General features: G+C 65.6%; 11 protein-coding genes. 5 read left to right on the forward strand and 6 right to left on the reverse strand.

Annotation, left to right across the window (positions count from 1 at the left end; all coding sequences use genetic code 11):
- The first annotated feature begins 22 nt into the window (after positions 1 to 22).
- Positions 23 to 1108, forward strand: a complete 1086-nt coding sequence (locus tag IEX43_RS03875) for a YihY/virulence factor BrkB family protein (protein WP_188809170.1) — start codon at positions 23 to 25, stop codon at positions 1106 to 1108.
- Between the two features lie 65 nt (positions 1109 to 1173).
- Here the strand turns inward: IEX43_RS03875 and IEX43_RS03880 are convergent, their stop codons facing one another.
- A complete protein-coding gene (locus IEX43_RS03880) occupies positions 1174 to 3285 on the reverse strand; it encodes a hypothetical protein (RefSeq protein ID WP_229666319.1) in 2112 nt (703 codons plus the stop codon).
- A 253-nt stretch (positions 3286 to 3538) separates the two neighbouring features.
- On the opposite strand from IEX43_RS03880, the gene IEX43_RS03885 reads away from it, so the two are divergent.
- Positions 3539 to 4840 (forward strand): ABC transporter substrate-binding protein, encoded by a 1302-nt coding sequence (locus tag IEX43_RS03885; RefSeq protein ID WP_188809171.1) that lies wholly within the window; start codon positions 3539 to 3541, stop codon positions 4838 to 4840.
- A gap of 38 nt (positions 4841 to 4878) precedes the next feature.
- Here the strand turns inward: IEX43_RS03885 and IEX43_RS03890 are convergent, their stop codons facing one another.
- From IEX43_RS03890 to sdhC, 5 genes are all read right to left on the reverse strand, one after another.
- Positions 4879 to 5688, reverse strand: coding sequence for an alpha/beta hydrolase family protein (locus tag IEX43_RS03890; RefSeq protein ID WP_188809172.1), 810 nt, complete (start codon positions 5686 to 5688; stop codon positions 4879 to 4881).
- A 115-nt stretch (positions 5689 to 5803) separates the two neighbouring features.
- A complete protein-coding gene (locus tag IEX43_RS03895) occupies positions 5804 to 6586 on the reverse strand; it encodes a succinate dehydrogenase iron-sulfur subunit (protein ID WP_066274343.1) in 783 nt (260 codons plus the stop codon).
- A gap of 1 nt (position 6587) precedes the next feature.
- Positions 6588 to 8387, reverse strand: coding sequence for a succinate dehydrogenase flavoprotein subunit (sdhA, locus tag IEX43_RS03900; RefSeq protein WP_188809173.1), 1800 nt, complete (start codon positions 8385 to 8387; stop codon positions 6588 to 6590).
- Between the two features lie 108 nt (positions 8388 to 8495).
- Positions 8496 to 8972, reverse strand: coding sequence for a succinate dehydrogenase hydrophobic membrane anchor subunit (locus tag IEX43_RS03905; protein WP_188809174.1), 477 nt, complete (start codon positions 8970 to 8972; stop codon positions 8496 to 8498).
- A 3-nt stretch (positions 8973 to 8975) separates the two neighbouring features.
- Positions 8976 to 9356 (reverse strand): succinate dehydrogenase, cytochrome b556 subunit, encoded by a 381-nt coding sequence (gene sdhC / locus IEX43_RS03910; protein ID WP_074446982.1) that lies wholly within the window; start codon positions 9354 to 9356, stop codon positions 8976 to 8978.
- 297 nt (positions 9357 to 9653) lie between these two features.
- Here sdhC and IEX43_RS03915 point away from each other — a divergent pair, with 297 nt between their 5' ends.
- The 3 genes from IEX43_RS03915 to IEX43_RS03925 all read left to right on the forward strand — a co-directional run bounded on the left by IEX43_RS03915 (position 9654) and on the right by IEX43_RS03925 (position 12578).
- Positions 9654 to 10787: a mannose-1-phosphate guanylyltransferase gene (locus tag IEX43_RS03915; protein ID WP_188809175.1), complete on the forward strand. Its 1134-nt coding sequence runs from the start codon at positions 9654 to 9656 to the stop codon at positions 10785 to 10787.
- A 56-nt stretch (positions 10788 to 10843) separates the two neighbouring features.
- Positions 10844 to 12043 (forward strand): amidohydrolase, encoded by a 1200-nt coding sequence (locus tag IEX43_RS03920; protein ID WP_104185409.1) that lies wholly within the window; start codon positions 10844 to 10846, stop codon positions 12041 to 12043.
- Between the two features lie 100 nt (positions 12044 to 12143).
- Entirely contained in the window at positions 12144 to 12578 is a 435-nt protein-coding gene (locus tag IEX43_RS03925; RefSeq protein WP_188809176.1) for a MarR family winged helix-turn-helix transcriptional regulator, read from the forward strand.
- Positions 12579 to 12618: the final 40 nt, after the last annotated feature.

The raw sequence follows: 12618 nt of genomic DNA on the forward strand, positions 1-12618 counted from the left end.
GCTGGCCGTCATCCAGAAACGGATGGAATGGAACAGGGCCCGCAGGGCCGGCGGTGGACCCGTGGCCGGCTTACTGGCCATGTCACAGTGGCTGCTTGCGCGCCTGAACGCGTTCCGCCCCATGCGTGCCTTCCGCCACTACAGCCTCCAGCACGGCCCGCTGATGAGTGCAGGCATCGGGTTCAATATGTTCTTCTCGATCACCGGCCTCCTCGCCACTGGCTTTTCCATCGCCGGGCTGGTCCTGAGGGGACAGCCCGTACTGCTTGAGACCATTATCGGCAGCGTTGCCCAGAGCGCCCCGGGCCTCTTGAAAGTCAACGGCAGTGAGGGATTGGTTGACCCGCAGGACCTTCTGAATCCGGACGGACTGGGCTGGACTGCGGCCATCGCGGCAGCCGTAACCGTCTATACGTCGCTGCGGTGGATTGCGAGCCTTCGGGACGGGCTCCGCGGCGTGCTGGAACTGCCCCCGTCACTGGTCAACCCCATCCTCCTGAAACTGCGCGACGCCGGAACCCTGCTGCTGCTGGGCGCAGCCCTGGTCATCAGTGCCGGCGCGTCCCTCGTCTTTGGCACGGCCGCGGGATGGGTCGCGGACTTCCTGCGGCTCGACGACGCCCTGGCCGGCCCGCTGAGCACCTCCATCAAAATTGGCGTACCCCTCGTTTTGAACTGGGTTACCGCGCTCGTTATGTTCCGGCTCGCAGCGAACTTGAAGCTCTCGCGCCGCGCACTTCTGGAAGGCACCATCCTGGCTGCGCTGGGCACTACGGTCCTGCAGATCTTCAGTACCGAGCTTCTCGCCGGTGCCGGCCGCAACCCCCTCCTGGCACCATTCGCCATCATCATCGGCCTGTTGATCTGGTTCAACCTGGTGAGCCAGGTGTACCTCGTTTCCGCTGGCTGGTCTGCGGTCCGCGAGGCCGACCACGGCATCTCATCCTCCGGCCACGAGAAGGGAACCTGGGGCGCCCGGCAGGTCCAGCCGGGAAAAGTGCCGGTACAGCCGGGCAAAGTGCCGGCACAAGCGGAGGCTGGCATGCAGAGCCCGGCCCGTGCCGCAGCTGCCCGGCGCCGGGGCAACGGGCGCACGCGGCAGCGCTGACCCGAACGGCCCCGCGCCGCCTCAAGCCCCGCGCCAGGAATTGCTGCCTGACCGCCGGGATGTTGCTACGGTGCAGCCACCAGTCCTTCCCAGGCCACGGTCCAGCCGGCGGGAAATCCGGGGGCATGCCGGTCCGGTCCGCCGTCCCAGCCCGCTGCCATCAGCGCGGCAGCGGCAAGCAGTCCGCCGTTGCCGGGGAGGTACAGCGGCAGCGAATCGGTCTGGCGGTTGTGCCCGTTGGGCAGCACTGTATTCTTCCCGACGTCCAGCAGGAGGGCGTTGACGGCGGCTTCCGGGTCCTCAAGGCGCGCGGCGGTCATGGCCATCACTGGATAGTCCCAACCCCAGGTGCTGTCCCAATCCCAGTCGGCAAGGACGCTGGCGAGCGTTGCCCGCATGGTGTCCTTGTCGATCAGGTCGGTTTCGGGCAGGACGCCCAGTGCGCACAGCATCGAGGGGTGGTCCGTCCGGATGGTGAAGGGGTCCACGTCAATGGCCGCGTAGACGCCGTCCAGTACCCGTGGCTTCACCAGGTGGCTGGCCACCTCCTGCCACGCCGGAACGGGCTCAAGCCCCAACCGGTCCCGCCAGGCAGCTGCAACCCGCAGGGCCCACTGCCAGTAGGCCAATTCGAAGGTGGGATTGGTGACGGACCCCCGGATGGAGCCGTAGCTCTCCTGCGCGGGAATCAGGGGCGGACCAAGCTCAAATCCCCGCGGCGTCGGGTGCGCGAAGCTTGCCATGAACGCGGCGGATTCGAACACGATCTCCGCAAACTCCTCGAGCACCTCCCGGCTGGGATTGGTGCGGTAGGCAAGCTCCGCCAGGTGGATGGGATGCGGCTGCTGCCAGACCAGGAAGGTGCCGATGGGGCTGGGGCTCTCCCTCCCGTCCGGACCTACCTGCTTGGGCCAGCGGACGCCGTCGAAACCCTGAGCCTTGGCGGTCTGCCGCGATGCCTCCATCACGGTGCAGTACCAGCGCAGCGACGGGAGCAGGTGTTCCACACGGTTCCAGTGGGCGAAGTGGGCGGCGTGCCACCAGTGCATTTCCAGGTGGAAGCGCCCCCGCCAGGAGTTGCACACCAGCCCGGTTTCCTGGGGAGGCAGGGACCCGGAGCAGTTGATGGCCGTCAGGTACTGCGAGAGGACGATCCTGCGTTCCAGCTCCTTCGCCCGGGGGTCGTCCGTCGCTGCAAGCTCGATGGCGCCGCCGGACTGCCAGAAGCCGGGCCAGTACGCCTCCGAGGCCGCTGCCACGCTGCTGCCCGCTGCAGGGCCGGACGTGCCGGAAAGCACGACGGCGGGCCCGGCTGGCGTGCCCGCGACCGGCTTGGCTGCGGCCAAGGTAGCACCGGTTTCACCGCGGGGGACACAGTCCCCGTCCCCGGCGGAGACGAAAGCAACAGCCAGGTCCATCACGCCGTGGCCCCTGCTGCCGCCCGGGTTGGGGCATATCCGGAGACGGTGCTGCCCGGTCTGCAGCACGGCGAGGTCGCGTCCACTGATCACAACCTGGTAGCGGGATTCATCCAGTTCACGGTGGGCGGTCCAGGAGGTGGATCCGGCATGCAGTCCAGAGGCGGCCGGTTCCCCGAGTGTGGTGGTATGGGAGTCCGGGCTGGTCCAGTCCGCGGCGTCGTGCCATGCCTCCGAGCCGTAGGGGAAGTCGATGGTGATGGCCAGGCGGTCCTGGAGGCCCGGGGACTCCACGCGAATGCCGAGCTCGTCGCGTTCGGGGTGGCACGCCGTCATGACCGTCACCTGGTGGCCGGCCAGCGTGAAGCGGCTCACGACTGTCCCCGTCCACAGGTCGAGCGTCTGCTCGGCGTCGGTGAGGTCCCCTTCGGAAAGGGCACGGTCTCGTCCTGCATCCACCAGCCTGAAGCCGATGCGTCCCAGATCCAGGCGGTGCGGGTTGGCCCGCAACCACGTTTCGGCGAGGGATGTGCCGGTTTCGCGGTCGTTGACGATGTCGCCCACCATGTCCACGTAGGGCACAGGTCCACGTGGTGAGTCATAGAGGACCGTGGAGCCTGAGAGTTCATAGGCCTGGGCGGGCGGTGTGGCGTGCCATCCCCACTGGGCCTGCGTGCCAAGGAGTGTTCCCGGCGGCAGTTCGTCCCTTGCCCCCACAGGATAGGAGCCAGGGAGTGACTGGAGGCCGGTGAGGTCCATCGTGAAGGCGAATCCACCGTTGCCTACGGACACAGGGCTCCGCGGGTCAAGGGCCTGCTGGCGGACGTTGTGGCGCCGCACGAGTGCGTTCCTGTCAATGGGGCCGCTTGGGGGTAACCCCGGGGACGGTGCCGCAGGCCGGGAGGTGCTGTTGGGGTTGCTCACTGTGTCCGTCTTCCTGGCGTTGACGCTTCGGCAGCATCTTGATACGTTTCACGAAACCGTTTTCTGATGCCAGAAGGAAGCATACCCAATGGAGCGTAGCCTTTTCCGGTCATTGCGTAAATCAGTTGCAGTCATCGCTGCGGTAAGTCTGGTGAGCCTTACCGCAGCCTGTTCCAGTGCGCCGTCCGACGAAGCGCAGGACGGGCCCGTTGAAATACGTTTCTCCTGGTGGGGCAATGAGGGGCGTGCGCAGCTGACCACCAGGGCCATCGCGGAATTCGAGGCCGCCAACCCGGACATCAAGGTTAAACCCGAATACGGCGATATCAGCGGCTACTTTGACAAACTGGCCACGCAGGTGGCCGCCAACGACGCTCCCGACGTCATCACCATGGGCGGGGCCTATCCCGCCGAGTATGCCAACCGCGGCGCACTGCTTGATCTGTCCAAGGTCGGCGGGTCGCTGGACCTGTCCACAATGGACCCGGGAGCCCTGGAAAACGGCCAGGTCCAGGGCACGCAATACGGGGTTTCCACCGGCGCCAACGCCCTCGCCATTGTTATCAATCCCGCTGTATTCGCCGCAGCCGGGGTGCCGCTTCCGGATGACAGTACGTGGGGCTGGGACGACTTCGCGAAGACCGCCGCGGACGTGACGGCCAAGAGCCCCAAGGGGACCTACGGAACGGCCACCGTCCTCACCCACGATTCGCTGGATGCCTTTGCCCGCCAGCGCGGTGAATCGCTCTACACACAGGACGGCCAGCTGGGCCTGGGCAAGGACACTGTGCAGGACTACTTCGACTACTCGTTGAAACTGAGCGAGTCCGGGGCGGCACCAAATGCGTCCGAAACGGTGGAGAAGTTGAACGTCAGCACCGAACAGACCCTGATGGGCATGGGCCAGGCGGGCATGATGCTCACCTGGAGCAATTCGCTGTCCGCGCTCAGCAAGGCTTCCGGCGCCGACCTGAAGCTGCTCAAACTCCCCGGCGAAACGCCCACCGCGGGCATCTGGCTCCAGTCATCGCAGTTCTACACCATCTCGGCCCGCAGCAAGCACACCGAGGCTGCGGCAAAGCTTGTGGACTTCCTGGTCAACGACGAGTCCGCCGCCAAAATCATCCAGAGCGACCGTGGCGTCCCCAGCAATTCCGGCATGCGCACCGCCATCCAGGACCTGTTGACGCCGCAGGGGAAGGTGGAGGCGGGGTACATCGACCAGATTGGCAAAATGGACTTCGCCCCTACCTACATCGGACCCACCGGATCAACGGCAGTCTCCGAGATCACCGCCCGCATGAACACCGACGTCCTCTTCAAGCGGCTCTCGCCCGAGAAGGCTGCCGAGCAGTGGATCAGCGAAAGCAATGCCGCAATCGGCAAGTAGGCACCGGAGCCGGGCAGGAGGCGGCACCCAGCAACCGATTACTGCCCGGCGTCGAGGTACTGGTCGGCCCAGGCGGCGATGATCCGGGCAGCCCGCGCCGCCTGGCCCTTTCCGGTGAGGAGGTGGTCGCTTCCCTCGAGGGAGACGAAGTTCCTGGGGTGGCGGGCTGCCTGGAAGATGGTGCTGGCATTCTCGATCCCCACGGTGTTGTCCGTGGGGGAGTGGAGCACCATCAGCGGCTTCTGCAGCTGCTTGATGCAATCCGTCAGGTCCGCGTTCTCCAGGTCTTCCACGAAGTGCTTGCGGATCTCCACCCGCTTCCCGCCAAGGTCCACTTCGGCGCTGCCCTCACTCAGGATCTTGTCCAGGGCTGCGTCAAAGACGTGTGCCACGTGCTTCGGCGAGAAGGGGGCGCCAACGGTAGCTACGGCGTCGAGCTCCGGGATCTCCCGCGCCGCAGCCAGGACGGCCGCGCCGCCGAAAGAATGGCCCACGAGCAGGGAAATCTGCTTCCCCTCGGCGCGCATGAACTCAGCAGCCTTGACGGTGTCCGCCACCTTGTGGCTGAACGATCCCGCGGACCACTCACCGGCGGATCCGCCCAGGCCCAGGTTGTCGAACCTCAGCATGCCCACGCCACTGTCCGCCAGCGCCTTGCACATCCGCGAGGCGGAGGGGCTGTCCTTGCCGAGCGTGAAGCCGTGCGAAAAAACGCCCCAGCCCTTGACCGGCCCTTCCGGGATATCGATGATGCCGGACAGCGTTTCGCCGGTGGAGCCTTCGAAGGTGACTTTTCGGAGCGGGACACGGCGTCCCCTTTCGTTTGGTACAAATGGCTGTGGGCCCACGCCCGCCGGGTTCCCTGGCCGAGCCTGCGAGGTCAGGGGGCGGGTGGGGAGAAACAACGACGGCGCCGCATCCCCGCAGTGGGGAGGGGCGCCGTCGTCCGCTGGATCCGTGTGGTCAGATCTTGCGGGAGAGAATTGCCTGCTTGACCTCGGCGATGGCCTGGGTCACCTGGATGCCGCGCGGGCATGCTTCGGAGCAGTTGAAGGTGGTGCGGCAGCGCCACACGCCTTCCTTGTCGTTGAGGATCTCCAGGCGCATGTCGCCGGCGTCATCACGCGAGTCGAAGATAAAGCGGTGGGCGTTGACGATCGCGGCAGGACCGAAGTACTGGCCGTCGGTCCAGAACACCGGGCAGGACGACGTGCACGCGGCGCAGAGGATGCACTTGGTGGTGTCATCGAAACGCTCACGATCCTCGGCGGACTGCAGGCGCTCCCGGGTGGGCTCGTGGCCCTTGTTGACCAGGAAGGGCATGACCTCGCGGAACGACTGGAAGAACGGTTCCATGTCCACGATCAGGTCTTTCTCCACCGGAAGGCCCTTGATCGGCTCGACCGTGATGGGCTTGGACGTGTCCAGGTCCTTCAGCAGGGTCTTGCAGGCGAGGCGGTTGCGGCCGTTGATGCGCATGGCATCGGAGCCACAGACGCCGTGCGCACAGGACCGGCGGAAGGAGAGGGTGCCGTCCGTTTCCCACTTGACCTTGTGCAGGGCATCCAGGACGCGGTCCGTGCCGTACATGGTCAGGTGGAAGTCGTCCCAGGTGGCTTCCTCGGAAACCTCCGGGTTGTACCGGCGGACGCGCAGGTGCACATCGAACGTGGGGATCTCACCGCCACCGCCGACGCCGGCAGGCAGTTCAATCTTTGAGGCTGGCTCAGCAAGTTCAGCTGACATCTTAGTACTTCCTCACCATCGGCTCGTAGCGGGTAAAGACGACCGGTTTGGTGGCCAGGCGGATGCCGGCGATTGACTCTGCCGATCCGTCTGCCGGCGCGTGGTCATCCTTGTACGCCATGGAGTGCTTCATGAATTTTTCGTCGTTGCGGTCCGGGAAATCCTCACGGAAGTGTCCGCCGCGGGATTCCTCACGGTAGAGGGCTGCAACGGTCATCACCTTGGCCAGTTCCAGCAGGAAGCCGAGCTCAACGGCTTCGAGCAGGTCAAGGTTGAAGCGCTTGCCCTTGTCCTGGACGTTGATCCGCCTGTACCGCTCCTCGAAGGAGGCGATGTCGCGCAGGACCTGGTTCAAGGTTTCCGCCGTGCGGAACACCTGCATGTTGGCGTCCATGGTGTCCTGGAGTTCCTTGCGGATCACGGCCACCTTTTCGTCGCCGGTGCCGTTGCGGGCAATGTCCAGCAGTTCGGTGGTGTAGGCCAGCGGGTTCTCCGGCAGTTCCACGAAGTCGGCCGTCTTGGCGTACTCGGCCGCCGCGATGCCGGCGCGCTTGCCGAACACGTTGATGTCCAGCAGCGAGTTGGTGCCCAGGCGGTTTGAGCCGTGCACCGATACGCAGGCCACTTCGCCGGCTGCATACAGTCCGGGAACCACGGTGTCGTTGTCCTGCAGGACCTCGGTGGTGATGTTGGTGGGGATGCCGCCCATGGCGTAGTGGGCAGTCGGGAACACGGGAACCGGCTCCGTGTACGGCTCGACGCCGAGGTAGGTGCGGGCGAACTCGGTGATGTCCGGCAGCTTGGCATCGATGTGCGCCGGCTCCAGGTGCGTCAGGTCCAGGAGGACGTAGTCCTTGTTGGGGCCGCAGCCGCGGCCTTCACGGACCTCGTTGGCCATGGAACGGGCAACGATGTCGCGGGGCGCCAGGTCCTTGATGGTGGGGGCGTAGCGCTCCATGAAGCGCTCACCCTCCGAGTTGCGGAGGATGGCACCCTCGCCACGGGCAGCTTCGGACAGCAGGATGCCGAGGCCCGCGAGGCCTGTCGGGTGGAACTGGAAGAATTCCATGTCCTCCAGGGGGATGCCGCGGCGGAAGGCGATGCCCATGCCGTCACCGGTGAGGGTGTGGGCATTGGAAGTGGTCTTGAAGACCTTGCCTGCGCCGCCGGAGGCGAACACCACGGACTTGGCCTGGAAGACGTGAAGTTCCCCGGAGGCGAGGTCGTAGGACACGACGCCGGCAACACGCTTCTGCTTGTAGGTCGTGCCGTCCTCGCGGACAGCATCCTCCTCAACCGTCAGCAGGTCCAGGACGTAGTACTCGTTGTAGAACTCGACGTTGTGCTTGACGCAGTTCTGGTACAGGGTCTGCAGGATCATGTGGCCGGTGCGGTCCGCGGCGTAGCAGGCACGGCGCACGGGGGCCTTGCCGTGGTCGCGGGTGTGTCCGCCGAAGCGGCGCTGGTCAATCCGGCCCTCGGGCGTGCGGTTGAACGGCAGGCCCATCTTCTCGAGGTCCAGCACGGCGTCGATGGCTTCCTTTGCCATGACCTCCGCGGCGTCCTGGTCAACCAGGTAGTCGCCGCCCTTGACGGTGTCGAACGTGTGCCACTCCCAGTTGTCTTCCTCGACGTTGGCGAGTGCTGCACACATGCCACCCTGCGCGGCACCTGTGTGCGAGCGGGTGGGGTAGAGCTTGGTCAGTACTGCTGTGCGCGCGCGCTGACCGGATTCGATCGCGGCGCGCATGCCAGCGCCACCGGCACCGACGATGACGACGTCGTACTTATGGACCTGCATACCAGACGCTCTTTCTCTCAAAATTCGCTATAAAACAACGGGCGGGCGTTGCCTGCTCCGCAAAACAGGGCCCGCGGAGATGCCCGCGGGCCCGAGGTGGTGCCGGTGCTAGGCAGGGCAGAAACCGCCAGGCAGGGGCACACCGTCAACGACGGGGCAGGGATCGAAGGTGAAGATCACCAGGGTGCCCAGGACGATGATGACGGCGGTGGCCGAGTAGAGGACCGTCTTCAGCCAGCGGCGGGTTGAGTCCTTTTCGGCGTAGTCGTTGATGATGGTGCGCACACCGTTGGTTCCGTGGAGCATGGCCAGCCACAGCATTGCAAGGTCCCAGAACTGCCAGAACGGATCGGCCCACTTGCCGGCCACAAAGCCGAAGTCGATGGCCTTGATGCCTTCACCTACCAGGAGGTTCACGAAGAGGTGCCCGAAGATGAGCACCACCAGGACCACACCGGAGAGGCGCATGAAGAGCCATGCGATCATCTCGAAGTTGCCCTTGCTGCCGCCGTGGCGGCGGTACTCGGGTGCGATCCGCCCACTGCTGTTTTGTCCACTGCGTGGGTTTTCGATGGTTGCACTCATGGATTAGTGACCTCCCAGGGCGAGGGACAGGTGGCGGATGGAGAAGGCGACCATGGTGACCAGCCAGAGGCCCAGGACTGCCCAGAGCATCTGCCGCTGGTACTTGGCGCCCTTCTTCCAGAAGTCAACCGCGATGATGCGCAGGCCGTTGAACGCGTGGAAAACAATGGCGGCAACAAGGCCGGTCTCGCCCAGGGCCATAAGGGGGTTCTTGTACGCACCGATCACGGCGGTGTAAGCCTCGGGAGACACCCGCACCAAGGAGGTGTCCAAAACGTGGACCAACAAGAAGAAAAAGATCACTACACCGGTAATGCGGTGTCCTACCCAAGACCACATGCCTTCACGGCCGCGGTACAAGGTGCCAGCTGGTTTTGTCGGCACTGATAAACCTCCCTGCAACACAGCGGCGCTGGCATGAGATCCACGCGGGGGGAACGCCTGCTGCGAGAGCACTCGTAGCTCAGGCCTAAATTTAGGCTCCGCTCACAGCTTATTCAATTTAGGAGCTCCTTGGTGACCAGCAGTGGCGCGGATCTTCCTAATTTATGAGACAAAGGACACACTGCCCGCCAGCGGGTGCGGCGTGCAGGGCTGCTGTCCTGCCGGTGTTCGTGCGGACCCAGGGGCGGAAACTGCCTCCGAAGGCGGCGCGCCGGGGTTCCGCTAAAGTAGGCGGTGATGAGTACAGACAAAGTGACAAGCCCGGCATCACCCCTTGACCGCTTCATTGCGGTGATCCCGGCCGGCGGTGTGGGGACCCGCCTCTGGCCCCTGTCACGCGCCGCAGCTCCCAAATTCCTTCACGACCTCACCGGATCGGGCAGTACACTCCTGCGCGCCACCTATGACCGGCTGCAGCCGCTGGCCGGAAGCAAGGTGCTGGTGGTAACCGGAAAGGCCCACCGGGACGCCGTGTGCCGGCAGCTTCCCGAAGTCCAGGATTCGGACCTCGTCCTCGAATCCGAGCCTAAGGACTCCGCGGCCGCGATCGGCCTTGCCGCTGCAATCCTGCACGAACGCGACCCGGACACCATCATGGGTTCTTTCGCGGCCGACCAGGTGATCAGCCCGGACAACCTCTTCCAGCAGGCCGTCCGGGAGGCCATCCACACGGCCGCGGCCGGCAAGATCGTGACCATCGGCATCAAGCCCACCCACCCCTCCACCGGGTTCGGCTACATCCGGTCCGGCCAGGAACTGCACATCGATGGCGCACCCAGTGCCCTTGACGTGGTGGAGTTCGTGGAAAAGCCGGACGAGGAAGTGGCCCAGCAGTACGTGGACAGCGGCAACTACGTCTGGAACGCCGGGATGTTCGTGGCGCCGGTGGCGCTGCTGCTCAAGCACCTGGAAGCCAACCAGCCCGAACTGTTCCGGGGCCTGCAGGAGATCGCCCAGGCCTGGGACACCCCCGCCCGCGACGAGGTCACCGCCCGGGTGTGGCCCACCCTGCCCAAGATCGCCATCGACTACGCGGTGGCCGAGCCTGCCGCCGAAGCCGGGGACGTCGCCGTCGTGCCCGGTTCCTTCCGCTGGGACGACGTCGGGGACTTCGCCTCCGTGGGCCGGCTCAACAGTGCCAAGGAAGTGGATGACGTCACGGTGCTGGGCGAAGGCGCACGCGTTTTCACGGAAAATTCCAGCGGTGTGGTGGTTACCGACACCAAGCGCGTCATTGCCCTGATCGGAATCCAGGACGTCGTCATCGTTGACACGCCGGACGCGCTCCTGGTGACCACCATGGCAAACTCGCAGCGGGTCAAGGCCGCAGTGGACGCCCTCAAGGCCAGCGGAGACACCGACGTCCTTTGATGTAATCCTGCGACCGTGATGGCCGGTAATCAGCTGACCCTCGCTAGAGTGAAACAGTGCGCAATTACACTACTGAAGCCGAGCCCACCGACCTGGTGGCTCCCTGGCTCGAGCCCCTCCTGCCGGAACTGATCGACTTCCGGCGGGACCTGCACGCGCATCCGGAACTGTCCTTCAAGGAGTTCCGCACCACGGACAAGCTGGCGGAGCGGCTCGAGGCTGCCGGACTCGCGCCCCGCCGCCTTGAGGGAACCGGCCTCACGGTGGACGTGGGGGAGGGGCCTATCGCCACGGCTCTCCGCGGTGACATCGACGCCCTGCCCATCATTGAGGAAACAGGCCTGCCCTTCGCCTCGAAGAATCATGGTGTCACCCACGCCTGCGGCCATGATGTCCATACCACCACCATGCTGGGCATCGCCCTGGTGCTGCACCGGATGCACCAGGAAGAGCCGCTGGGCGCCACGGTCCGCATCATCTTCCAGCCCGCCGAGGAAACCATGCCCGGCGGCGCCCACGCCTGCATCGAACAGGGCGTGCTGGAGGGCGTTCCCCGGATCCTGGCACTGCACTGCGATCCACGGATCGAGGTGGGCAAGATCGGCACCCGCATCGGCGCCATTACCTCAGCGTCCGACACCATCCGCATCGAACTGTCCGGGCGCGGCGGGCACACCTCCCGTCCGCACCTGACCGAAGAGCTGGTGTTCGCACTGGCGCAGATCGCGGTCAACGTGCCAGCAGTCCTCTCGCGCCGGGTGGATGTCCGCAGCGGAGTCTCCGTGGTCTGGGGGCAGATCTCCGCAGGATCCGCACCCAACGCAATTCCCGGCACCGGCTACATGGCCGGAACCATGCGCTGCCTGGACCGCGATGCCTGGCACGAGGCCGGCGAACTGCTGGACGAGGTGGTCCACCAGGTCGCGGCACCCTACGGCGTTGACGTCCGGCTCGAGCACACCAGGGGAGTTCCCCCGGTAGTCAACTCTGAACACGAAACCGCCATCATTGAGGCCGCCGCCCGCGCCGAAATCGGCGAAAGCGCCGTGGTCCTGACGCCGCAGTCCATGGGCGGGGAGGACTTCGCCTGGTTCCTCGCCGAACTTCCCGGCGCCATGATGCGGCTGGGCACCAAGACGCCCGGCGGCGAGGAGTACGACCTGCACCGCGGCGACTACATCGTGGACGAGCAGGCCCTCGGCCTGGGGATCCGGGTCCTGACCGCAGCGGCGCTGCGCACCATCCGCCACCGGTAGGCCCGCGCCGCCCGCCGTCGTCGGGCTTTCACCCCACGCCAAACTGTTCGCATCCCCATCTAAGTTGTGCACAACTTACTTGTGTACTATCGTTTTCTCCATGACCGATGCACCCAGGCTGGACCACCAGGTCTGCTTCGCGCTCTACTCCGCCTCCCGGGCCGCCACCGCGGTGTACCGCCCGGTCCTCGAGGAGCTGGGCCTGACCTATCCCCAATACCTCGTGATGCTGGTGCTGTGGGAAAACGAACCCCGCGGCGTCAAGGAGATCGGCGAAGAGCTCGGCCTGGACTCCGGCACCCTGTCGCCGCTGCTGAAGCGGCTGGAGGCCCTGGGGCTGTGTGAGCGCCGCCGTTCAGGCGAGGACGAGCGCCGCGTCGCCATCCACCTCACCCCCGCGGGGCGGGAGCTGAGCAGCAAGGCAGGTGCCCTGCCGCAGCGGCTCGCGCAGGCGGCGGGGCTCACCGCGGAGGAGCTTGACCAGCTGCGCCACACGCTTGGGCGCCTGACCGCCGCGCTGCACGACGCGCACTGATGGCACCGGTCCGAAACTTTTCATCCCACCAACAGGACGG

The organism is Pseudarthrobacter polychromogenes, assembly GCF_014644495.1.
Taxonomy (GTDB): Bacteria; Actinomycetota; Actinomycetes; order Actinomycetales; family Micrococcaceae; genus Arthrobacter; species Arthrobacter polychromogenes.

What these genes read in the sequence shown, in the direction of transcription:
- IEX43_RS03875 (WP_188809170.1), top strand. Translation starts at nt 23, where the DNA reads ATGGAATGGAACAGGGCCCGCAGGGCCGGCGGTGGACCCGTGGCCGGC.
- IEX43_RS03880 (WP_229666319.1), bottom strand. Translation starts at nt 3,285, where the DNA reads ATGGACCTCACCGGCCTCCAGTCACTCCCTGGCTCCTATCCTGTGGGG.
- IEX43_RS03885 (WP_188809171.1), top strand. Translation starts at nt 3,539, where the DNA reads ATGGAGCGTAGCCTTTTCCGGTCATTGCGTAAATCAGTTGCAGTCATC.
- IEX43_RS03895 (WP_066274343.1), bottom strand. Translation starts at nt 6,586, where the DNA reads ATGTCAGCTGAACTTGCTGAGCCAGCCTCAAAGATTGAACTGCCTGCC.
- sdhA (WP_188809173.1), bottom strand. Translation starts at nt 8,387, where the DNA reads ATGCAGGTCCATAAGTACGACGTCGTCATCGTCGGTGCCGGTGGCGCT.
- IEX43_RS03905 (WP_188809174.1), bottom strand. Translation starts at nt 8,972, where the DNA reads ATGAGTGCAACCATCGAAAACCCACGCAGTGGACAAAACAGCAGTGGG.
- IEX43_RS03915 (WP_188809175.1), top strand. Translation starts at nt 9,654, where the DNA reads ATGAGTACAGACAAAGTGACAAGCCCGGCATCACCCCTTGACCGCTTC.
- IEX43_RS03925 (WP_188809176.1), top strand. Translation starts at nt 12,144, where the DNA reads ATGACCGATGCACCCAGGCTGGACCACCAGGTCTGCTTCGCGCTCTAC.